20 protein-coding genes are annotated in these 20,073 nt (G+C 67.2%); 15 read left to right on the top strand and 5 right to left on the bottom strand.

Going from position 1 to position 20,073, the window contains the following annotated elements:
- Window positions 1-352: 352 nt before the first annotated feature.
- The 4 genes from DXK93_RS20760 to DXK93_RS20745 all read left to right on the top strand — a co-directional run bounded on the left by DXK93_RS20760 (window position 353) and on the right by DXK93_RS20745 (window position 4,198).
- On the top strand, window positions 353-1,354 hold the full coding sequence (locus tag DXK93_RS20760) for an ABC transporter substrate-binding protein (RefSeq protein ID WP_054451214.1): 1,002 nt from the start codon (window positions 353-355) through the stop codon (window positions 1,352-1,354).
- A gap of 235 nt (window positions 1,355-1,589) precedes the next feature.
- Window positions 1,590-2,447 (top strand): proline/glycine betaine ABC transporter permease, encoded by an 858-nt coding sequence (locus tag DXK93_RS20755; RefSeq protein ID WP_054451215.1) that lies wholly within the window; start codon window positions 1,590-1,592, stop codon window positions 2,445-2,447.
- On the top strand, window positions 2,444-3,703 hold the full coding sequence (locus DXK93_RS20750; protein ID WP_054451216.1) for a glycine betaine/L-proline ABC transporter ATP-binding protein: 1,260 nt from the start codon (window positions 2,444-2,446) through the stop codon (window positions 3,701-3,703). Before DXK93_RS20755 ends, DXK93_RS20750 begins: the two co-directional genes overlap by 4 nt.
- A 120-nt stretch (window positions 3,704-3,823) precedes the next feature.
- On the top strand, window positions 3,824-4,198 hold the full coding sequence (locus DXK93_RS20745; RefSeq protein WP_054451217.1) for a tautomerase family protein: 375 nt from the start codon (window positions 3,824-3,826) through the stop codon (window positions 4,196-4,198).
- 77 nt (window positions 4,199-4,275) lie between these two features.
- Here DXK93_RS20745 and DXK93_RS20740 read toward each other — a convergent pair whose 3' ends face one another.
- From DXK93_RS20740 to DXK93_RS20730, 3 genes are all read right to left on the bottom strand, one after another.
- Entirely contained in the window at window positions 4,276-5,241 is a 966-nt protein-coding gene (locus tag DXK93_RS20740) for a tripartite tricarboxylate transporter substrate binding protein (protein ID WP_119451005.1), read from the bottom strand.
- An 89-nt stretch (window positions 5,242-5,330) separates the two neighbouring features.
- Complete coding sequence (locus tag DXK93_RS20735) at window positions 5,331-5,807, bottom strand: MaoC family dehydratase (protein ID WP_054451219.1); 477 nt, start codon at window positions 5,805-5,807, stop codon at window positions 5,331-5,333.
- A complete protein-coding gene (locus DXK93_RS20730; protein WP_119451004.1) occupies window positions 5,804-7,051 on the bottom strand; it encodes a CaiB/BaiF CoA-transferase family protein in 1,248 nt (415 codons plus the stop codon). The genes DXK93_RS20735 and DXK93_RS20730 overlap by 4 nt, the downstream gene beginning before the upstream one ends.
- Before the next feature lie 71 nt (window positions 7,052-7,122).
- Between DXK93_RS20730 and DXK93_RS20725 the strand changes: the two genes are divergently transcribed.
- The gene (locus tag DXK93_RS20725) at window positions 7,123-8,019 is read left to right on the top strand and encodes a LysR family transcriptional regulator (RefSeq protein ID WP_233564579.1); all 897 of its coding nucleotides are present in this window, start codon (window positions 7,123-7,125) and stop codon (window positions 8,017-8,019) included.
- Between the two features lie 8 nt (window positions 8,020-8,027).
- On the opposite strand, the gene DXK93_RS20720 is transcribed toward DXK93_RS20725, so the two are convergent.
- Together DXK93_RS20720 and DXK93_RS20715 are read right to left on the bottom strand one after the other, a co-directional pair.
- Window positions 8,028-9,020, bottom strand: coding sequence for a tripartite tricarboxylate transporter substrate binding protein (locus tag DXK93_RS20720; RefSeq protein ID WP_119451003.1), 993 nt, complete (start codon window positions 9,018-9,020; stop codon window positions 8,028-8,030).
- Window positions 9,021-9,078: 58 nt separating this feature from the next.
- Window positions 9,079-10,278 (bottom strand): CaiB/BaiF CoA-transferase family protein, encoded by a 1,200-nt coding sequence (locus tag DXK93_RS20715; protein WP_054451348.1) that lies wholly within the window; start codon window positions 10,276-10,278, stop codon window positions 9,079-9,081.
- Window positions 10,279-10,438: 160 nt separating this feature from the next.
- Between DXK93_RS20715 and DXK93_RS20710 the strand changes: the two genes are divergently transcribed.
- The 10 genes from DXK93_RS20710 to DXK93_RS20660 form a co-directional block, all read left to right on the top strand.
- Window positions 10,439-11,488: an AraC family transcriptional regulator gene (locus DXK93_RS20710; RefSeq protein ID WP_119451015.1), complete on the top strand. Its 1,050-nt coding sequence runs from the start codon at window positions 10,439-10,441 to the stop codon at window positions 11,486-11,488.
- 107 nt (window positions 11,489-11,595) lie between these two features.
- The gene (locus tag DXK93_RS20705; RefSeq protein ID WP_119451002.1) at window positions 11,596-13,128 is read left to right on the top strand and encodes a class I adenylate-forming enzyme family protein; all 1,533 of its coding nucleotides are present in this window, start codon (window positions 11,596-11,598) and stop codon (window positions 13,126-13,128) included.
- Window positions 13,125-14,309, top strand: a complete 1,185-nt coding sequence (locus DXK93_RS20700) for a lipid-transfer protein (protein WP_054451223.1) — start codon at window positions 13,125-13,127, stop codon at window positions 14,307-14,309. Before DXK93_RS20705 ends, DXK93_RS20700 begins: the two co-directional genes overlap by 4 nt.
- Window positions 14,310-14,319: 10 nt before the next feature.
- Complete coding sequence (locus tag DXK93_RS20695) at window positions 14,320-14,763, top strand: MaoC family dehydratase N-terminal domain-containing protein (protein WP_054451224.1); 444 nt, start codon at window positions 14,320-14,322, stop codon at window positions 14,761-14,763.
- Between the two features lie 9 nt (window positions 14,764-14,772).
- A complete protein-coding gene (locus DXK93_RS20690; RefSeq protein ID WP_054451225.1) occupies window positions 14,773-15,192 on the top strand; it encodes a MaoC family dehydratase in 420 nt (139 codons plus the stop codon).
- Window positions 15,193-15,211: 19 nt separating this feature from the next.
- The gene (locus DXK93_RS20685; RefSeq protein WP_054451226.1) at window positions 15,212-16,036 is read left to right on the top strand and encodes an SDR family NAD(P)-dependent oxidoreductase; all 825 of its coding nucleotides are present in this window, start codon (window positions 15,212-15,214) and stop codon (window positions 16,034-16,036) included.
- Window positions 16,037-16,050: 14 nt separating this feature from the next.
- Window positions 16,051-17,205: an acyl-CoA dehydrogenase family protein gene (locus tag DXK93_RS20680; RefSeq protein WP_119451001.1), complete on the top strand. Its 1,155-nt coding sequence runs from the start codon at window positions 16,051-16,053 to the stop codon at window positions 17,203-17,205.
- Between the two features lie 40 nt (window positions 17,206-17,245).
- Window positions 17,246-18,907 (top strand): long-chain fatty acid--CoA ligase, encoded by a 1,662-nt coding sequence (locus DXK93_RS20675; RefSeq protein ID WP_119451000.1) that lies wholly within the window; start codon window positions 17,246-17,248, stop codon window positions 18,905-18,907.
- A 361-nt stretch (window positions 18,908-19,268) separates the two neighbouring features.
- Entirely contained in the window at window positions 19,269-19,784 is a 516-nt protein-coding gene (locus DXK93_RS20665; RefSeq protein ID WP_054451229.1) for a sigma-70 family RNA polymerase sigma factor, read from the top strand.
- The coding region (locus DXK93_RS20660) for a DUF4880 domain-containing protein (RefSeq protein WP_119450999.1) at window positions 19,781-20,073 on the top strand (293 nt) is incomplete at its 3' end. The genes DXK93_RS20665 and DXK93_RS20660, both read left to right, overlap by 4 nt.

Raw genomic sequence — 20,073 nt, 5'->3', positions numbered from 1 at the left:
GAATCAAAATCCCCTAGGGAAAGCTGCTGTTTCACTCCTTGCGATTGCGGGTAATCCCGGACCGTTTTTTCCGGAAATGTATCTGATTCATTCCAGGGTGGGGTTGGGCTGAGCATCAATTTCGTTTAAGATGCTGGCTTCTTCGTTCAGTTTGTTCACTTTCTGTGGGTTTTCAAAAACTGCGTTTTTGAAGCTCCTGTCTTGCAAGATGCCGCACCCTCGCGGACCGTCTTGTTGCTAGTGTCGGTTTGTATTGGCGGTTCTGCCCGTCTTCCGCACAACCCCCTTAGCTCCATGGCACCTCCGGGCCCAAGCCTGGCGTGTGTCCCTGAACCTATGGAGGCAAAAGCCAATGCGTTTTACCCCTGTCAAGACCCTGGCCGCCGCGGCTGTGTTCTTCGCCTTCGCCGGTGCGGCCCAAGCCGCCGACGCCGTCCAGTGCGAAATCAAGCGCCCGGTCAATTTCGGCGCGATGAACTGGGAATCCAATCTGGTCCTGGTCGACGTCGAACGTTTCATCATGGAAAAGGGCTACGGTTGCAAGACCGAGACCTTGCCGACCGAAACCCTGCCCGCCCTGGCTGCGCTGGAGCGCGGCGACCTGGATATCAATACCGAGATCTGGCTGAACAGCGTCGCCGACCCCTGGGACCGCGCCGAGAAGACCGGCAAGGTCAAGCGCATCGGCGATCTCTACATGGGCGCCGAGGGCTGGTACATCCCGCGTTACACGGCGGAGCGCCTGCCCGAATTGAAGTCCGCCGCCGACCTGCCGAAGTTCAAGGACAAGTTCAAGGATCCGGAAGAGCCCGGCAAGGGCCGTTTCTACGGCTGCCCGGCAGGTTGGGGCTGCGAGATCACCAGCAACAACCTGTTCCACGCCCTGAAACTGGACGACAGCTACACCCTGTATTCGCCCGGCACGGGCGCGGCGCAGAAGGCGGCCCTGATGTCGGCCTACAAGCGCAAGCAGAACGTGGTCTTCTACTACTGGTCGCCCACGCCGCTGGTGGGTTCCATGGACCTGGTCAAGCTGGACATGCCGCCCTACGACGCCGAAAAGCACAAGTGCCTGACGTCGCCCAAGTGCGCCAAGCCCGAACCCAGCGCCTATCCCGACAATCCCGTCTTCACGGCGGTGAACACCAAGTTCTCCGAGGAAGCGCCCAAGCTCACCGAATTCCTGTCCAAGGTCTCGGTGCCGCTGCCGGTGATCAACGAAACCCTGGCCCACATGGAAGAGTCCGGCGATGAAGCCAACGCCGTGGCCAAGTGGTTCCTGAAGAACAAACCCGACGTCTGGACCAAGTGGGTCCCCGCCGACGTCGCCGGGCGCGTCCAAAGCGCGCTGTAACCCGCCATGTTCCTGGCTGCGCGCCGTCGCGGTGCGCTCCGGCCCTTCACGGGGCCGGATTTCTTGGCCAGGATGGCCGCCGGCCGGGCGCTCGCGCCCGGACCGAGATGCGCTGGCGCTGCCGGGATGGCCGGCCGTTTTCTAGCTGGAAGCCGCAAGCTTGCGCCGCATTGCCCGATTCCTGGGCATGCGGTCGCGGTCCGGGCGGTGAGTGCGCCAGAATGGAGTAGAACGAATGTTTCCTGAAATTATTCCCGCCCGGCAGGTCCGGGGGGCGATCGACGGCTTTGTCGATCACTTGGTCACCAACTATGCCGACACGCTGGAGACTCTGTCCCAGCCCGTGCTGCATGCCCTGGTGTGGCTGGAGCAGCTGCTGCGCAATTCGCCCTGGTGGGCGGTGGTCGCGGTGACGATCGCGATCGCCTGGGGCGTCAGCCGCCGCATCGGCCTGAGCCTGGCGATGGGCGCGCTGCTGTGCGTGATCGGCGTGCTGGGCCTGTGGGACGCCGGCATGCAGACGCTGGCGCTCATGATCATGGCGGCCGGCCTGTCGGTGATCATCGGCATCCCGCTGGGCGTGCTGATGGCGCGGGTCAACTGGCTGCGCTCCATCATGCTGCCGGTGCTGGACGTGATGCAGACCATGCCCAGCTTCGTGTACCTGATTCCCGTGGTCATGCTGTTCGGCCTGGGCAAGATCCCGGCCATCATCGCCACCGTGATCTATGCCGTGCCGCCGCTGATCCGCCTGACCGACCTGGGCATCCGCCTGGTCGATCGCGAAGTGCTGGAAGCCTCGCGCGCCTTCGGCGCCAATCCGCGCCAGCAGCTGTTCGGCGTGCAGTTGCCGCTGGCCTTGCCCAACATCATGGCCGGCATCAACCAGACCACGATGATGGCGCTGTCGATGGTGGTGATCGCCTCGATGATCGGCGCGCGCGGCCTGGGCTATGAAGTGCTGCTGGGCATCAACCGCCTGGAAGTGGGCCGCGGCCTGCTGGCGGGCTTGGGTATCGTGGTGCTGGCCGTGCTGTTCGACCGGATCACGCAATCGTATGGACAGCGCATGCGCATGGGAGGCCAGCGATGAGCAAGATCGAGGTCAAGAACATCTACAAGGTCTTCGGGCCGCACCCGAAGAAATGGCTGGAAGCCGCCCAGGGCGGCATGAGCAAGGAACAGCTGCTGGCCGAAAGCGGCCACACGCTGGGCCTGCGCGACATCAGCCTGTCGATCGAAGAAGGCAGCATCTACGTCATCATGGGCCTGTCGGGTTCCGGCAAGTCCACGCTGATCCGCCACTTCAACCGCCTGATCGAACCCAGCGCCGGCCACATCCTGGTCGACGGCGTGGACGTGGTCAGCCTGAACAAGCGCGACCTGGAAGTCTTCCGTCAAAAGAAGATGAGCATGGTGTTCCAGCGCTTTGGCCTGTTCCCGCACCGCACCGTGCTGGACAACGCCGCCTACGGCCTGACCGTGCAGGGCGTCGGCCGCGCCGAACGCGAAAAGCGCGCCCGCGAGTGGCTGGACCAGGTGGGCCTGTCGGGCTTCGAGAACCAGTACCCGCACCAATTGTCGGGCGGCATGCAGCAGCGTGTCGGCCTGGCCCGGGCGCTGGCCACCGACGCCGAAATCCTGTTGATGGACGAGGCCTTCTCGGCGCTGGATCCGCTGATCCGGCGCGAGATGCAGGACCAGTTGCTGCAGTTGCAGGCCAAGCTGAACAAGACCATCGTCTTCATCACCCATGACCTGGACGAAGCCCTGCGCCTGGGCAACCGCATCGCCATCCTCAAGGACGGCGAACTGGTGCAGGAAGGCACGCCGGAAGACATTCTGCTGAATCCGGCCAATGACTACGTGCAGTCCTTCCTGCAGGACGTGAACCGCACCAAGGTGCTCAACGCCACGCACGCCGTGAATCCGGCGCGCCTGACCCTGACCATGCGTTCGCGTCCCGCCCATGCCATGGACCGCATGCGCGCCCTGAGCTACGAGTACGCGCCGGTGCTGGACGGCAAGCGGCTGGCCGGCGTGCTGACCGCCGAGGCCGCCACGCGTGCCATCGAGGAAGGCGCGCGCGACATTTCCCGCTACGTCGAGGATCTGGCTTCCGTGCCCGCCACCGCTGGCCTGGGCGAGGTGCTGGCCCAGCTGGTGCACAGCGACCAGCCGGTCGCGGTGACCGGCGAAGACGATGAGTTCATCGGCATGCTGTCGCGCAAAAAGGTGGTGGAGCTGGTGACGCCGGCCCTGGCCGAAACCGCGCCTGCGGCGGAAGCCGCCGCTGCCGTCGACGCGCAGGAGCAGTCCGAACCCGAGCGCCGCGACCAGGCGGCCTGACAGGGAGAAACCCTAATCCGGATCGAGGCCGCGCGGCCGTCAGCGCGGTCCTGATCCGGATATGATGGTTTGCCGGCCGCCTGGGCCGGTTTCTCCTTTTTCGGAACATCGGAATCAGTCATGCCTATTTTGAATGTCCAGATCATGGAAGGCCACACGGCCGCCCAGAAGGCCGCGTTGCTGCAGGCCGCATCCAACGCCGTCGTCGAGAGCATCGCGGCGCCGCTGCCCAGCGTGCGCATCGTGCTTCAGGAAGTGCCGGCGGCGCATGTGATCGTGGGCGGCGAAATCGGCAAGGCCATGGCGCGCGTCGACGTCGCGCTGATCTCCGGCCGCGACGAAGCCAAGAAGGCCGCGCTGATCGCGGCGCTGAACCAGGCGGTGTGCGCCAGCATCGGCATCTCGGGCCAGGACGTGCGCGTGCTGCTGCGCGACGTGCCAAATACCGACATGGGCGCGGCCAACGGCATCACGGCCAAGGCCAACGGCCGCTGAGCTTTGCCGTCCGCCTGGCAGCTCAGACAGAAGCGCCCGCGATTCGCGGGCGTTTTTGCATCTGCCTTCAGCAACCGTCAGTCCAGCTTCACGTTGGCGGCCTTCACCACCTCTCCCCACCGCGCGATTTCGCTCTTGATGTAGGCGGCATATTCCTGCGGCGTGGATCCCAGCGCCTGCGCGCCTTGCGCCTTGAGCTGCCTGGTCATTTCAGGCGATTGCAGCGCGCGCCGGATTTCAGCGTTCAGCTTGTCGATGACCGGCGCGGGCGTGCCCGCCGGCACCACCACGCCTTGCCAGGCGCCCATCTCGAATCCGGGCGCCACCGTTTCCGCCACCGTCGGCACGTCGGGCAATTGCTCGCTGCGCGCGCCGCTGGTCACGGCCAGCGCGCGCAGCTTGCCTTCGCGGATGAAGCCCAGCGAATCGTTCAGCGTATTGGTCATGAGCTGCACCTGCCCGCCGACCAGATCCGTCATGGCCGGGGCGCTGCCGCGATAGGGGACGTGCACCGCATCGATTTCGAGCGAGCGCAACAGCAACAAGGCGCCCAGGTGCGTGACGTTGCCGGCGCCGGCCGACCCATACGACAGCTTGCCGGGATGCTCGTGCGCATATTGCACGAAGGTCCGGGTGTCCGGCGCCGGCACGGACGGATGCACCAGCAGCACCAGCGGGATCACCGCCGTGGACGACACCGGCGCGAAGTCCTTGACCGGATCGAAGGCCAGCGACCGGTACAGATTGGGGCTGAGCGCGATGGAGGAGGTGTTGTACAGCACGGTGTAGCCATCGGGCTTGGCGGCAGCCGCGTACTGCATGCCGATGTTGCCGTTGGCGCCGCCCTTGTTCTCGACCACGACGGTCTGGCCCAGCTGGTCAGTCAGCTGCTTGGCCAGCACCCGGGCGACCAGGTCGGTCGGCCCGCCAGGCGGGAAGGGCACCACCATGGTGATGGGGCGTTCGGGCCAGGCTGCGTGGGCGCTGGCGGCGGCGCCCAGCGCGAGAATGGCGAGGCTGCCTGCCAGCAGTGCTTTCTTCATTGCTTGTCTCCTTGTGCTGTTCTTGTGACGCGGATCGCGTCCCGGCGCCAGCGCCCTCTACGGGGGGCGCTTGATCGCCTGATGATGGTTCAGGGCCTGCCGGCCAGCATGCGGGTGGCCGTGTATGCCATTACCGGCTTGCCGTGCTGGTTGCGTACTTCGATGACCGAGGCGACCACCGCCCGGTTGTGCTGCGAGGTGGGACGTATGCTCGTGACTTCGATCTCCGCCCAGATGGTGTCGCCCGCGACCACGGGCGCCAGCATTTTCTTGTGGACTTCCAATAGCGCCAGCCCGGTGCCTTGCACCATGCCCTGCATGATCAGCCCCTCGATCAGGCCGTAGGTCAGGCCGCCGGGGGCGGGGCGTCCCTGGATCGCGCCGTGGGCATACGTGGCGTCGATGAAGATCGTCTCCAGCATGCCGGTCACGCTGATGAAGTTGACGATGTCGGTCTCGGTCACCGTGCGGCGGAAGGTCTGAAAGCGCTGGCCCACGGCCAGGTCCTGCCAGTAATAGCCCTGGCCAAGCTGCTTGATATCGTCGGCGTTGCGGTCTGCGGTCATGCGGAGTCCTTGCGGTTGTTCGGGGTTGAGGGATGCGCGTCGCGGGCTGCGCCCGATTCCAGAAGCCCGGCGATCTGGGCTTCGTCCAGGCCGGCCTGGCGCAGCACGTCCAGCGTGTGTTCGCCCAGGCGCGGCGGCATCGCGGGCGGCACATGGGAATGCTGCAGACGCACCGGGTTGCGGGGAAAGCGGTAGCGGCTGCCGGAGGCGCTGTCGAGCGGCGCGAAGAAGTCCACGCTTTGCAGGTGCGGGTCGGCCTCCAGGTCCTGCAGGCGGTTGATGGGCGCGGCGGGGATTTCCAGGCGCGCGCACAGCGCCAGCCAGTAGGCGGTATCGCGCCCGGCCACGATGCCGGCCTGCAGTTCGTAGAGCGTTTCGATGTGCCGCGTGCGCGACGCGATGTCGGTAAAGCGCGCGTCCTGCGCCAGATCGTGGCGGTCCGCGGCGATGAAGAAGTCGTGCCAATGGGCGTCGGTGTAGGGCATCAGGCAGACATGGCCGTCGGCGGTCTTGCAGGGCTTGCGCCAGGGCGTGAGCACGCGCGGATAACCGGCCTCGCCGGGCTCGTCGACCAGGTGCCTGCCGTAGTAGTGCTCGACCAGCGCGTAGGACGCCATGCATTCGAACATGGGCACTTCCAGCTGCTGGCCCGCGCCGGTGCGCTCGCGCTGGAACAGCGCGGCCAGGATGGCGTGCGCCGCGATCAGTCCGCAAGTCTTGTCGGCGGCCACGGTGGGCAGGTAGCGCGGTGCGCCGGTCTGGCGGTCCACCAGGTCGGCCAGGCCCGACAGCCCCTGGATGATGTCGTCATAGGCGGGCTGGCCGTCGTAGGCGCCGCCCGCGCCGAAGCCGTACAGGCCGGCGTAGACCAGGCGCGGGTTGCGCGCGCATAGCGTGTCCGGATCCAGTCCCAGCGCGGCCATCTTGGCGGGGCGCATGCTGTGCATCAGCACGTCGGCCTGGTCCGCCATCGTCAACAGCGCCTGGCGCGCCGCGGCCTGCTTCAGGTCCAGCACGATGCTGCGCTTGTTACGGTTCAGGCCCAGGAAGATGGCGGCCAGCCCGGGTTCCTGGGCGGGGCCGGTATGCCGCGTCGAATCGCCCGCAGGCGATTCCACCTTGATCACGTCGGCGCCGTAGTCGGCGAGTATCTGCGAGGCATAGGGGCCGAACACCACGGACGTCAGGTCCAGGATGCGCACGCCGCCCAATGCGCTGGCTTGGGATAGGGGAGTGGCTGTCATGGCGGAAATCCTATCGGCCGTCGGCATACGCGTCTAATATGGCGTAGGTATTGGGCGATATGGAATTTGTTATGGCTATCGATTTGCGGCAGCTCCGGCAGTTCGTCACCATCGCGGAGTTGGGCAGCTATCGGCGGGCCGCAGACACGCTGCACATTGCGCAACCGGCGCTGTCGGTCTCGATCCAGAAACTGGAACACGCGGTGGGCGCGCCGCTGCTGGTGCGCGGCCCCAAGGGCGTGACGCCGACGCCGGCGGGACAGGCATTGATGGCGGACGCGCGCCGTGCGCTGTTCCACGCCGACCAGGCGCGCCAGGCGGCCCGCCGCGTTGCGTTGGGCGAGTGGGGCACGCTGCGGCTGGGGTTTGTGGGTTCTGCCACCTACATGCTGCTGCCGCGCTGCCTGCCGGCCTTCCGGGCGCAGTATCCGGACGTGCAGCTGGACCTGCGCGAGGACAGCACGGTCGGCCTGGTCGCAATGCTGCGCGCCAACGATATCGATGCGGGCCTGGTGCGCGGTCCGCTGGCGGAAGACGCAGCGCTGGATTCCTGGGTGGTGGAGCGCGACGATCTCATCCTGGCCCTGCCGGCAGGGCATCCGTTGGCCGCGGGCGGGCCGGTCAGCCTGGAGCGTGCCCGCGCCGAGAACTTCGTGCTGTATTCGCCCCTGAAGGTGCCGGGTTTGCACGGCGTGGCGCAGGCGCTATGCCTGAAGGCGGGATTCTCGCCGCGCATCAGCCAGGAGGCGATACAGGTGCAGACGCTGATCAGTCTGGTCGCCAGCGGCATGGGCCTGGCGCTGGTGCCGGGCGTGACGCGCGCGTATTCCACCCCGCACGTGGCCTTCGTGCCGCTTAACGACGCCGACGCGCATGATGCGCTGTCCCTGTCGCTGGTGACACATCGCGACACGTCCTGCGCATCGGTGCTGCGCCTGCGCGACTGCATGCTGAACCCTGCGGGCTGAGGTCGCGGCTACGTCTTCAGGCCCAGTTCGGCCACGAATCTCTTTTCTTCCGCGACCTGCCGGACCGCGAAGTCGGTGTAGGCGGAGCTGTCCATCAGCATGTGCGGCTGGTCGGCGGTTTCCAGCGCGCGGTTGTATTCCGGATCGCGGGACGCGCGGTGGAATGCCTGCTGCAAAATGCGCGTGACCTCGGGATCCATGCCCTTCGGTCCGGCGATGCCGACTGGATTGGCCGCGACGATGGGATAGCCCAGTTCCGTCAGCGTGGGCACGTCGGGCACGCGTTTGGCGCGGGTTTCACCCAACACCGCGAGCAAGCGCGCCTTGCCGGTGTCTATCATCGGCCCCCAGCCCGCATCCGAGATCATCTGGATATGGCCGCCCAGCAGCGCGGTGGTCTCTTCGGCCGCGCCCTTGTAGGGGATGAAATTGAAGCGCGTGTTCGTCAGCCGCGACAGGCGCTCGATCGCGATGCGCCCCGAGCCGCCGGTGCCGGTGCCGCCGTAGCTGATCTTGTCGGGATGGGCGCGCGCGTCGGCGATCATCTCGTCCAGCGTGCGCCAGGGCGAGTCCTCGCGCACCACGATGGCGTACGAGTAGGCGGTCATGCAGGCGACGTAGGTGAAGTCCTTGAGCGGGTCGTAGTTGACCTGCTGCAGAAAGGGGTAGCGGAACAGCGTGCCTACCACCACCGACACGGTATAGCCGTCGGGTGCGGCGGTCTGCGCCATGGCCGCCGGGCCCAGCGTGCCGCCTGCGCCCGGCCGGTTGGCAATCACGACCGTCTGGCCCAGTTCGCGCGAGGCAGCGATCGCCAGCGCGCGCATCTGGGTGTCCGTCGCGCCGCCCGCCGGAAACGGCACGATGAGCGTGACGGGGCGGGCCGGAAAGCCCGAGGCGCTGGCCTGACGCGGCAAGGCCAGCGTGGCGGGCAAGGCCGCACCCAGCTTGAGCAGGCTGCGGCGCAGGGGCGAGGGAAGGCTGCGATGTGGATCTTTCATGATTGTCTCCGTCCTGGTTATGGTCGCTTGGGTGGCGGGCGGGGCTGGCCGTATGTGCCTACAGCGCAATGCCGCGCCCGATCAGGCTGGCGACGTCCGGCTCGCTGTAGCCGGCCTCGCGCAGGATCTGATCGGTGTGTTCGCCCGGCAGCGGAGCCTGGCGATGTATGGCGAACTGGAAGCCCGACATCTTCACCGGGCTGGCCACATGGGTGTTACGGCCATAGACCGGATGCTCGGTCTGCAGCGGCATGCCGCGGGCGACGAACTGCGGATGCGTCAGGCCCTCCGCCAGCTTGAGCACGGGCGACACGCAGCAGTCGGCGCCTTCAAACAGTTCCAGCCAATGCGCCAGCGGCCGGGATCCGAAGATCTGCTGCAATTCGCGGCGCACGCGCTCCTGCTGCGCCGCGTCGCCGTCGCGGTGCAGCGGCGCCAGATCGGGGCGATCCAGCCGCCGGCACAGCGTTTGCCAGAATTTCAGCTCCAGCGCGGCGACTGCCAGATAGCGCCCGTCCGCAGCGCGGTACTGGCCATAGCAGGCCAGCCCGCCGGACAGGGTATCCGCGCCCGCCGGCCGCGTGTCGCCGCGGGCATTGAGCGTGGCCAGCGGCACGACGGCGCCGGCCAGCAGGCCGTCGGCAATGGCGATATCGATGTACCGTCCGCGCCCGCTGCGCTGGGCGTCGTACAGCGCGGCCAGGATGCCCATTACCGCCGTAAGCGAACCTCCAAGTATGTCGGCCACGGGCAGGTTCGACAGCGCCGGCAGATCGGGCCCGCAGCCCATCTGGTCGGCGACACCGGCGCAGGCCGCATAATTCAGGTCGTGGCCGGCGGCGTCGCGCTGCGGACCGTCCTGTCCGTAGCCCGTGATGCTGCAGTAGACCAGCCGGGGATTGTGGCGCGCCAGGGTGGCGTAGTCGGCCTGCAGCCGCGCGGCCACGCCTGGACGGAAACTCTCGATCACCACGTCCGCGCCGCGCGCCAGCGCGGCCAGCGCCGCCTGTCCCTCGGGATGCTTGAGATCCAGCCGCAACCCGCGCTTGTTGCGGTTGCAGATGGCGCGCAGGGGCGGCGGCGCATAATCGCCCGCCTGCGTATCCTCGATCTTGATGACGTCGGCACCCAGGTCGGCCAGGTATTGCGCGCCCAACGGGCCGGGCAGCAGCCGCGACAGATCCAGGATCCTGACGCCCGCGAGCGGGGCGGTGTTCGGTGTATCCAAAGAGGGACTCCCGTAAATACGAAGTGGCATGCCCATTCGGGGTTCGGGCCAGTCTAGGCGCGGCTTTCCGGCTGACCAATGGCGGATTCGCTGATTGCGCTTGGCGAGAATGCTCACGCCGGCCATTCCTGTGCGCGCAGGCTTTGGCTACCATCGATCCATCGGCGTACGCCGGCCGCTGGATATCCTCATGACCCATCACACCATCGCCGTGGGACATATCGCCCAGATCCTGCAAGGCGCGCGCAGCCGGGGCGTGGACGTGGACCGGGTCCTGACGCGCGCCGGCGTGCCGCCGTCCCTGCTGCAGGCGCCGATGGCGCGGGTATCGCAGGCGCAGCTCGCACAGATCATGCGGACGCTGCGCCGCGCCACCCGGGACGACTTCCTGGGCATGGGCCAGCATCCGGTTCCCATGGGGGCGTTCGACCATGCCTGCCGGCTCGCGCTGCGGGAAGACACGGTGGGGCAGGCGCTGCGCGTGGCGTTCCGCTACTACCACGGCGTGCTGCGGGATTTCACCGCCCGCTTGTGCGTGAGTGGCGAGCGGGCGCGCATCGTGCTCGACTCGCGCGCGCCCAGCAGCTGTGCGCGCTGGTATGGCGAACGCTCCTTTCTATTCTTCACGCTGGGCGTGGCCAACTGGCTGGCGGCGCGGCGCATTCCCATCCTGGGCGTGGACTACAGCAGCGGCGCACGCAGCGCCGATGCGCACAGGCTGTTCTACGCGCCGGTGCGCTATGGCCAGCCGGTGACGGGCCTGTGGCTGGAGTCGCGCTGGCTGGCCTTGCCGGTGGTGCAGAACGAACAGACGCTCAAGCCGTTTCTGGCCAATGCGCCGTTCGACCTGTTGGTGAAGTACCAGGACCGCACCACCCTGACCGATCGCATCCGCCGCCTGTTGCGCAACGATCTGTCCAGGGAGTTGCCGTCGCTGATCCAGGTCAGCGCGCAACTGGCGATGACGCCGCAGACGCTGCGGCGGCACTTGCGTGAAGAGGGGCAGGGCTTCCAGGCCCTGAAGGATGACTTGCGGCGCGATGCCGCAGTCGAATACCTGGGCCGCCACGATCTATCCCTGATGGACATCGCCGAGCGTCTGGGCTTTTCCGAACCCAGCACCTTCCACCGCGCCTTCAAGAAATGGACCGGCGTGTCGCCGGGAGAATACCGCCGCAACCGCCTGGTCTGCGGCCCCGAAGGCCGGCAAGCCGCTGACACTTTTCGCCTATCGGTTTGACGCCTGCGGCCATTGCCGCGATCCGGCCCCAAGGAGGAAGCTAGGGGCTCGAGGACGAACGCACGCTGTTCCGCGCAAGGAGCACGGCGCCGCAGGAGACGAGCACCATGTATCTGACACAAGGCCTGCATCGTGCAGGCGGGCTGCACCCCGGCAAGATCGCGCTGTGCGAAGACGCACGGCGCTGGACCTACGCGGCGCTGATCGATTGGACCGCGCGCAAGGCCGCCGTGCTGCGCGGCCATGGCGTGCTGCCGGGCGATCGCGTAGCGTTCTGGGGCGCCAACGGCGCGGACTATGTGTCGTGGATCCTGGCGTGCTGGTGGCTGGGGGCGGCCGTGCTGCCTTTGAACACGCGCTGGAGCTGCCCAGAGCTTGCGCAGGCACTGGCCGACTGCAGTCCGCGCCTGCTGTTGGTGGACGAGACCATGGCCCCGCGCATGGCCGATGTGGACGTTCCTGCCAGCACGCAGCCGCTGTCCGCCGACGTGCTGGAAGCGCACGCCGCCGCGGCCGCGCCGCTGGACGATGTCCGTGCGGGCGGCGATGCGCTGGCCGCGATCCTCTTTACCGGCGGCACGACCGGCGCGCCCAAGGGCGCCGTGCTGACGCACGCGAACCTCTGGAGCGCTGCGGTGGCCAGGATGGCTACGGTCCCCACGCCGCCCGACAGCCGCACCCTGCTGGTCGCGCCGCTATTCCATGTTGCCGGATTGGGTCGATTGATCGGACAGTTTGTCGCGGGCGCATCGGTGGCGGTCCAGCGCGGCTTCCAGCCCCGCGCGGTGTTGCAGGCCCTGCAGGACGACGGCGTAACCGAAGTGCTGCTGGTGCCCAGCATGATCCAGATGCTGCTGGACGAACCCGGATTCGCGCAGTACCGGCTGGACGGCGTGCGGCGCGTGATCTGGGGCGCCTCGCCGATTTCCCGGGCGTTGCTTGACCGGGCGCTGGCGGCCTTTCCGCAAGCAGAGTTCGTGCATGCCTACGGCATGACCGAAACCGCCGCCACCGTCGCTATCAATGCAGACGTGCGCCAGGGCGGCGCGCGCACCGAATCGGCGGGACGGCCTGCGGTAGGCGTGGAGACGCGCATTCTCGCGCCCGATGGCAGCGAGGCGGCGCCCGGCGCCGTTGGCGAGCTGTCGGTGCGCGGGCCCATGGTGATGCAGGGTTACTGGAACCGGCCTGAAGAAACGCGTCGCGCGTTCGACGGGGACTGGTTGCTGACGGGCGACGCAGCCCGCCAGGACGAGGATGGATACCTGTACATCGTCGACCGCCTCAAGGACATGATCGTCAGTGGCGGCGAAAACGTTTACGGCGCTGAAGTGGAAGGCGTGCTGGCCCGCCACGCGCTGGTGGCGCGCTGCGCGGTCATCGGCGTGGCGCACGCGCGCTGGGGCGAGGCTGTGCACGCGGTAATCGTGCCGCATCCAGGCATGGCCGCCGACGCCGACGCCCTGGACAGGCATTGCCGCCTGCAGCTTGCCGCCTACAAATGTCCCAAGACCTACGAGTTCCTCAGCGAATTGCCCATGTCGGCCGCCGGCAAGGTGCTGAAGTCCGTGCTGAGACAAGACCATGAATCCAGGCGCGCGGCCGTCGCCGCGCCCGCTCATCAGGAGAGTCAGACATGAATCGGAAAGTATGGGTGGCAGGGGTCGGCATGATTCCTTTCAGCAAGCCCGGCGCCAGCGAGGCATATACCGTGATGGGCGCGAGCGCCGTGCGCCAGGCCCTGCGGGACGCGGGGCTGCAATACGACGCGGTCCAGCAGGCCTACGCCGGCTATGTCTACGGCGATTCGACCGCTGGCCAGGCGGTGGTCTACGGCGTGGGGCTGAGCGGCATTCCGGTGTTCAACGTCAACAACAATTGCGCAAGCGGTTCGTCGGCCCTGTTCCTGGCGCGGCAGGCGGTGGAAAGCGGGGCGGTGGAGTGCGCCCTGGCGGTGGGCTTCGAACAGATGGTGCCTGGCGCGCTGAAAGGCGTGTACGAGGACCGCCCGTCGCCACTGCAGGACTTCGTCCTGGCGATGAGCGAAATGCAGGGCTATGACACGGCCAAGCCGCGCGCCGCCCAGTTCTTCGGCGGCGCGGGCCGCGACTACATGAAGGAGCACGGCATCGGCGCCGACGTCTTCGCCCGCATCGCGGTCAAGGCGCGCCAGCATGCCGCGCGCAATCCTTACGCCGTGTTCCGCCAGCCGGTCACGCTGGACGAGGTGCTGTCCGCGCCCATGATCTTCGATCCGCTGACGCGCCTGCAATGCTGCCCGCCGACCTGCGGCGCGGCGGCCGCCATCCTGTGTTCGGACGAGTTCGCGCGCCGCCACGGCCTGGCGCCCGCCGTCAGCATTGCCGCGCAGGCCATGACGACGGACACGCCGTCCACCTTCGGCGCCGGCGACATGCGCAAAGTGGTGGGCTTTGACATGACGCGGGCCGCAGCCGACCAAGTCTATGAGGCCGCCGGTATCGGCCCTGACGACGTGGACGTGGTCGAGCTGCACGACTGCTTCACCGCCAACGAGCTGATCACCTACGAAGGCCTGCGCCTGACGCCCGAGGGCAGCGCCGAGAAGTTCATCCTGGAAGGCGACAACACCTACGGCGGCAAGGTCGTGACCAATCCATCTGGCGGCTTGCTGTCCAAGGGCCACCCGCTGGGCGCAACCGGCTTGGCGCAGTGCACCGAGCTGGTGTGGCAACTGCGAGGCCAGGCGGACTTGCGCCAGGTCGAAGGCGCCAGGCTGGCGCTGCAGCACAACCTGGGATTGGGCGGCGCCTGCGTGGTGACGCTGTACCAGGCGGCCTGAGGAGAACGCAATGCTCGATACCAGCCATATCGGCGCCGCCTTGCCGGCGTTCAACGCGACCGTGGAGGCAGGCCGCCTGCGCTTCTTCGCGAAGGCCACCGGCCAGGACGACCCGGTCTACACCGACGAAGCCGCCGCGCGAGCAGCCGGCTACCCGGGACTGCCGGTGCCGCCGACCTTCTTCTTCTGCCTGGAAATGGACAGCCCCCGGCCCGCAGCCATGCGTGAACTGCTGGGCATAGACATAGCGCGGGTGCTGCACGGCGAACAGGGGTTCGTCTACCACGCCATGGCGCATGCCGGCGACGAATTGCGCTTTGAACCGCGCATCGCCGACATCTACGCCAAGAAGGGCGGCGCGCTGGAGTTCGTCGTGCGCGAAACCCGGGTGACCGACGCCGAGGGGCGCCTGGTCGCCGAACTGCGCGCGACGACCGTCGTGCGCAACGCCTAGGAGACAGGAATGACTGCGGCCATGAATCATGACGCCAGGGCCGGCGACGAGCTGCCCGGTTTTACCGCGGGGCCGATCAGCCGATTGGGGCTGGCGCTGTATTGCGGTGCCTCGGGCGACCACAACCCGATACACGTGGACCTGGATTTCGCGCGAGCCGCCGGCATGGACGACGTCTTCGCCCACGGCATGTTGTCGGCTGCCTATCTGGCCCGGCTGCTGACGAACTGGGCGCCGCAATCGGCGTTGCGCGAGTACGCCGTGCGCTTCGTGGCGATCACGCACGTGGGTGACGAGGTCCGCTGTTCCGGCAGCGTGGTGGAACGCTTTGAAGCGCAGGGAGAAACCCGCTTGCGGGTAGAGCTGCACGCGCGCAGCCAGACCGGCGAACTGCGCCTGAGCGGCGTGGCAGTGCTGGCAATTCAGTAGCCCAGGAAAGGAGAGAACGATGGGTACATTGGAAGGCAAGGTCGCGCTGGTTTCGGGCGCGGGACGCGGCATCGGGCAGGAGATTGCGCTGAAGCTGGCGCGCGAAGGCGCCAACGTGGTGGTGAACGATCTGGACGCGGGGCCTGCGGAAGAAACCGTGGCGCTGATCCGCAAGGCGGGCGGCCAGGCGCAGGCCTGCGCGGGCAGCGTGATCGAAGCGGGCTTTGCCGAACGTTTCGTCGGCACCGCCGTGGACACCTATGGCGGCCTGGACATCATCGTCAACAATGCCGGCTACACCTGGGACAACGTGATCCAGAAGATGACGGACGAACAATGGGACGCGATCCTGGCGGTGCACCTTTCCGCGCCGTTCCGCATCCTGCGGGCGGCCTCCAGCTTCATCCGGGTCGCGGCCAAGGCCGAAGCGGAACAGGGCAGGGAAGTGTTCCGCAAGGTCGTGAACATCTCGTCGACTTCCGGAGTCATGGGCAATGCCGGCCAGGCCAACTACTCGGCCGCCAAGGCCGGCATCAACGGGCTGACGCGCGCATTGGCCAAGGAATGGGGCCGCTACAAGGTAAACGTCAATAGCGTGGCCTTCGGGCTGATCAAGACGCGCCTGACCGAAGCGCCGGCCGACGGTGATGCCACGCTGGATATCGAAGGCCGGCAGATCAAGGTGGGCGTCAATCCGCAAGTGCTGAAGAACGCCGAAAGCCTGATCCCCATCGGCCGCGCCGGCACGCCGGCGGAAGCCGCAGGTGCGGTGTACCTTTTCTGCCTGCCCGAGTCCAACTACGTCAGCGGCCAGGTCCTGGTCGTCGGCGGCGGCCGTCCTTGAAAGGGGGAAGCGCTATGGACACGCCACGGCAAGGCTGGATGGATGCGGACCTGACGCTGTTCCAGGATTCGACGCGCCGCCTCTTCGAAAAGGAGTTCGTGCCCGACGAAGAGCGCTGGCGCAAGCAGCAGCACGCGGACCGCGAGGTCTGGAACAAGGCGGGCCGGTTGGGCCTGCTGTGCGTGAGCATGCCCGAGGCCTATGGCGGGGGCGGAGGCAACTTCGCGCACGAAGCCATCGTGGCGGCGGAGCAGGCGCGCGCCATGGTGCACGGCTTCAGCAACAACGTGCACAGCGCCATCCTGGCGCATTACATACTGAACTACGGCACGGAAGAGCAGAAGCGCCGGTGGCTGCCACGCATGGCCACGGGCGAACTGGTGGGCGCCATCGCCATGAGTGAGCCGGGAGCCGGGTCCGACCTGAAGAGCGTGCGCACCACCGCCGTCAAGCAGGGCGAGCAGTATGTCCTCAATGGCTCCAAGACCTTCATCACCAACGGCTTGCACGCGGACCTGGTCTGCGTGGTCGCCAAGACCGATCCCCAGGCGGGGGCCAGGGGCGTGTCGCTGATCATGGTGGAAACGCAGGACCTGCCGGGATTCAGGCGCGGGCGGTTGCTGGAGAAGCTGGGTCAGAAAAGCCTGGACACGGCGGAGCTGTTCTTCGATGGCGCGCGCGTGGGCGAGGACTGCCTGCTGGGTGGCGTCGAGGGCCGCGGCTTCGCCCAGCTCATGCAGCAGCTGCCGCGCGAACGGCTGCTGATCGCGGTGGGCGCCGTGGCCACCATGCGTCGCGCCATCGAGGAAACCCTGGCCTACGCGAGCTCCCGGCAGGTCTTCGGCCAGGCGCTCATCGAACTCCAGAACACGCGCTTCAAGCTGGCCGAGTGCGAGACAGTCGCCACCATTGCGGCGCGTTTCGTCGACGATTGCATCGAGCGCCAGCTGGCGGGCACGCTGGACCTGTCCACGGCGGCCATGGCCAAGTGGTGGACCACGCAGATGAACTGCCAGGTGATCGACGAATGCCTGCAATTGCACGGCGGCTACGGCTACATGCTTGAATACCCGATAGCCAGGCTGTACGCGGATGCGCGGGTCGGCAAGATCTACGGCGGCTCCAACGAGATCATGAAGGAAATCATCGCGCGCGCCATGACCGCCTGAGGCGCATGGCGGACAGTCAGAACAACGATGAGGAGACAAGATGCACCAAGCGCATTATCGGTACTGGCCCAAGGGGCTGCCGAAGGAGATCAGCCCGCCGCAGTCTAGCCTGTACTTCAACCTGGAGGCGTCCGCCACGCGCTATCCGGGCAAGGCCGCCATCGTGTTCTACGACACCGTGCTGGACTACGCGCGGCTCAAGCGCGAGGTCGACGCCATGGCCGGCTACCTGCAGCACAGCGCGGGCGTGAAGGCAGGCGACCGCGTCCTGTTGCTGAGCCAGAACTGTCCGCAGTTTGTCATCGCGTACTACGCGATCCTGCGCGCCGAGGCGGTGGTGGTGCCGGTCAATGCCATGAGCACGCCGGACGAATTGGCGCATTACCTGGCGGACAGCGGTGCCCGCGTGGCCTTCGCGGCCCAGGAACTGTGCGCGCGGCTGGACGGCTTCGCCGCTGACGGACGCCTGGAGCGTGTCATCGTCCACACCTATTCGGATTATTTGCAGGGACCGGCTCCTGATGCGCCCGAATGGGTCGCCGCGCCCAGGCGCGCACCCGATGTGCGCGGCGGCGTGCCCTGGTACGGCGCGCTGGCGGTCAACGTACAGCCGTTGCCGCACCGGGCCGGGTCGAAGGACCTCTGCCTGCTGCCTTATACCTCGGGCACCACCGGGCGGCCCAAGGGCTGCCGCCATACCCACGGCACCATGAATGCATCCCTGGCCGGTTCGCAGCTATGGCGCGGCCTCACCTCCGAAGCGGTCATCATGGGCGTGGCGCCGATGTTCCATCTGTTGGGCATGCAGAGCTGCATGAATACGCCCATCCTGCTGGGCGCCACGGTGGTGGTACTGCCGCGCTGGGACCGCGAAGTGGCCGGGAGGCTGATGGCGCGTCATCGCGTCAGCGTCTGGGCCGCGCCGCCCGCGATGGTCGTGGATTTCTTCGCGCAACCCGGCATCGAAAAGCTGGACCTGTCCAGCCTGGCGCAGCTATGCGGCGGCGGAGCCCCCATGCCCGAGGCGGTCGCTGCCATGTTGGCCAGCCGCTACGGCATCACCTACAACGAGGCCTATGGGCTGACGGAAACCGCCTCGTTCCTGCACTGCAATCCGCTGGACCGCAACAAGCGCCAATGCATAGGCGTCCCCACCTTCGGCGTGGACACGCGGATCGTGGATCCGGCCACGCTGGTTGAACTGCCCCAGGGCGACACCGGCGAACTCGTCACGCGCGGCGCGCAGGTCATGCTGGGGTACTGGAACAATCCGCAGGCCGATGAGGAAGCCTTTTTCATGCTGGACGGGCAGCGCTATTTCCGCACTGGCGATTTGGGCCGCGTGGACGAAGACGGCTATTTCTACGTGACCGATCGCCTGAAGCGCATGATCAACGCATCCGGCTACAAGGTCTGGCCGGCGGAGGTCGAGAACGCGCTGTACGAGCATCCGGCAGTCCACGAGGCCTGCGTGATCGGAGTGCCGGATGCCTGCCGCGGCGAAACGGTGAAGGCTCTGCTGGTGTTGCGCGACGAGGCGCGCGGCAGCGTGCGCGAAGAAGATGTGATCGCCTGGGCGCGGACGCGCATGGCTGCCTACAAGGCGCCGCGCGTCGTGGAGTTCGTGGAGGTTTTGCCTAAGTCCAGCACGGGCAAGATCCTGTGGCGGCAGCTGCAGGAGGAGGGCAAGACGGCGGCCTAGCTCGGCGTGTCCGGCAGCTCAGGGGCCGGCGGTGGACTCCCAGCCTTGCTCCGCCAGCCCTTTGAGCTGGCGGCCAATCTCCACGGGAAGGGGAAGACGATGGTCGAGCTGTTCTGCGCGCCTGTCATGGCCAGCGTGCTCAGACAGCGCAGCTGTACCGTTTCCGGTTGTTGCGCAGCACGACCGCCCCCGCACCCTGTTCATGCGCTGTGGCCAGGCCGCGGGTGACGTAGTCCGCCGTAGCGGGGCCAACGATGCCGTATTCAGAAACGTGCGCGGGCAGGAGATTGCCGGTGAGTCGGTTTGTGGCGATAATTGCGATTAATTCCCATTATCGAAGTAATCCGACCACGTCCTCGCCATGTCTCCCCCCGACCCGACTTCCGCCGTCGCCGTGCAGCGCATCTACGACGCGCATCACGGCTGGCTGTTCGGCTGGCTGCGCCGGCGGCTGGGCAACAGCGCCGACGCCGCCGACCTGGCCCAGGACACGTTTGTCGGGTTGCTGAGCAGCTATCGCCGGCGCGCCATGCCGGAGTTGCAGGAGCCGCGCGCCTACCTGACCACCATCGCCAAGCGCTTGATGGTGGACCTGTACCGGCGCCATGCGCTGGAGCAGGCCTACCTCGACGCCCTCGCGGCCATGCCGGCGCGGCATGCGCCGTCGGAAGAGCAGCGCCTGATGGTGCTGCAGACGCTGCGCGAGGTGGACGCCTTGCTGGCGGCCCTGCCGGACAAGGCCCGGATCGCATTCCTGCTGTCGCAACTCGACGGCCTGACGTACGAGCAGATCGGCGTCGAGATGGGGGTGAGCGTGCGCACGGTCAAGCGCTACATGGCCGAGGCCTTCAAGCATTGCATCCTGGCGGCGTCATGACGGCAGCGACGGACGCCATCGATCCGAAGATCGCGGGCGAAGCCGCGGATTGGCTGGTGCGGTTGCATTCGGGGCGCTTCTCCGATGCGGACAAGCTGGCCTGTGAGCGTTGGCGCCAACGCAGCCCCGAGCACGACCGCGCCTGGACCCGGGCGCAGGCTGTCCTGGCCAAGTTCGGCGGCTTGCCGCCGGGGCTGGGGCGGGCCGCCATGAACGCGGACGCAACGCGACGCGCGGGTCTGCGGGTGCTGGCGGGGCTGATCGTGGGGGTGCCGGCGGGCTGGCTGGC

It is taken from the genome of Achromobacter sp. K91, from assembly GCF_003576205.1.
Lineage (GTDB): Bacteria > Pseudomonadota > Gammaproteobacteria > Burkholderiales > Burkholderiaceae_B > Achromobacter > Achromobacter aegrifaciens.
This window is presented reverse-complemented; position numbering and strand designations above follow the sequence as displayed.

Bases quoted from the DNA above. Each gene is read 5' to 3' on its own strand.
- DXK93_RS20760 (WP_054451214.1), top strand. From the start codon at position 353: ATGCGTTTTACCCCTGTCAAGACCCTGGCCGCCGCGGCTGTGTTCTTC.
- DXK93_RS20755 (WP_054451215.1), top strand. From the start codon at position 1,590: ATGTTTCCTGAAATTATTCCCGCCCGGCAGGTCCGGGGGGCGATCGAC.
- DXK93_RS20750 (WP_054451216.1), top strand. From the start codon at position 2,444: ATGAGCAAGATCGAGGTCAAGAACATCTACAAGGTCTTCGGGCCGCAC.
- DXK93_RS20745 (WP_054451217.1), top strand. From the start codon at position 3,824: ATGCCTATTTTGAATGTCCAGATCATGGAAGGCCACACGGCCGCCCAG.
- DXK93_RS20740 (WP_119451005.1), bottom strand. From the start codon at position 5,241: ATGAAGAAAGCACTGCTGGCAGGCAGCCTCGCCATTCTCGCGCTGGGC.
- DXK93_RS20735 (WP_054451219.1), bottom strand. From the start codon at position 5,807: ATGACCGCAGACCGCAACGCCGACGATATCAAGCAGCTTGGCCAGGGC.
- DXK93_RS20730 (WP_119451004.1), bottom strand. From the start codon at position 7,051: ATGACAGCCACTCCCCTATCCCAAGCCAGCGCATTGGGCGGCGTGCGC.
- DXK93_RS20725 (WP_233564579.1), top strand. From the start codon at position 7,123: ATGGCTATCGATTTGCGGCAGCTCCGGCAGTTCGTCACCATCGCGGAG.
- DXK93_RS20720 (WP_119451003.1), bottom strand. From the start codon at position 9,020: ATGAAAGATCCACATCGCAGCCTTCCCTCGCCCCTGCGCCGCAGCCTG.
- DXK93_RS20715 (WP_054451348.1), bottom strand. From the start codon at position 10,278: ATGCCACTTCGTATTTACGGGAGTCCCTCTTTGGATACACCGAACACC.
- DXK93_RS20710 (WP_119451015.1), top strand. From the start codon at position 10,439: ATGACCCATCACACCATCGCCGTGGGACATATCGCCCAGATCCTGCAA.
- DXK93_RS20705 (WP_119451002.1), top strand. From the start codon at position 11,596: ATGTATCTGACACAAGGCCTGCATCGTGCAGGCGGGCTGCACCCCGGC.
- DXK93_RS20700 (WP_054451223.1), top strand. From the start codon at position 13,125: ATGAATCGGAAAGTATGGGTGGCAGGGGTCGGCATGATTCCTTTCAGC.
- DXK93_RS20695 (WP_054451224.1), top strand. From the start codon at position 14,320: ATGCTCGATACCAGCCATATCGGCGCCGCCTTGCCGGCGTTCAACGCG.
- DXK93_RS20690 (WP_054451225.1), top strand. From the start codon at position 14,773: ATGACTGCGGCCATGAATCATGACGCCAGGGCCGGCGACGAGCTGCCC.
- DXK93_RS20685 (WP_054451226.1), top strand. From the start codon at position 15,212: ATGGGTACATTGGAAGGCAAGGTCGCGCTGGTTTCGGGCGCGGGACGC.
- DXK93_RS20680 (WP_119451001.1), top strand. From the start codon at position 16,051: ATGGACACGCCACGGCAAGGCTGGATGGATGCGGACCTGACGCTGTTC.
- DXK93_RS20675 (WP_119451000.1), top strand. From the start codon at position 17,246: ATGCACCAAGCGCATTATCGGTACTGGCCCAAGGGGCTGCCGAAGGAG.
- DXK93_RS20665 (WP_054451229.1), top strand. From the start codon at position 19,269: ATGTCTCCCCCCGACCCGACTTCCGCCGTCGCCGTGCAGCGCATCTAC.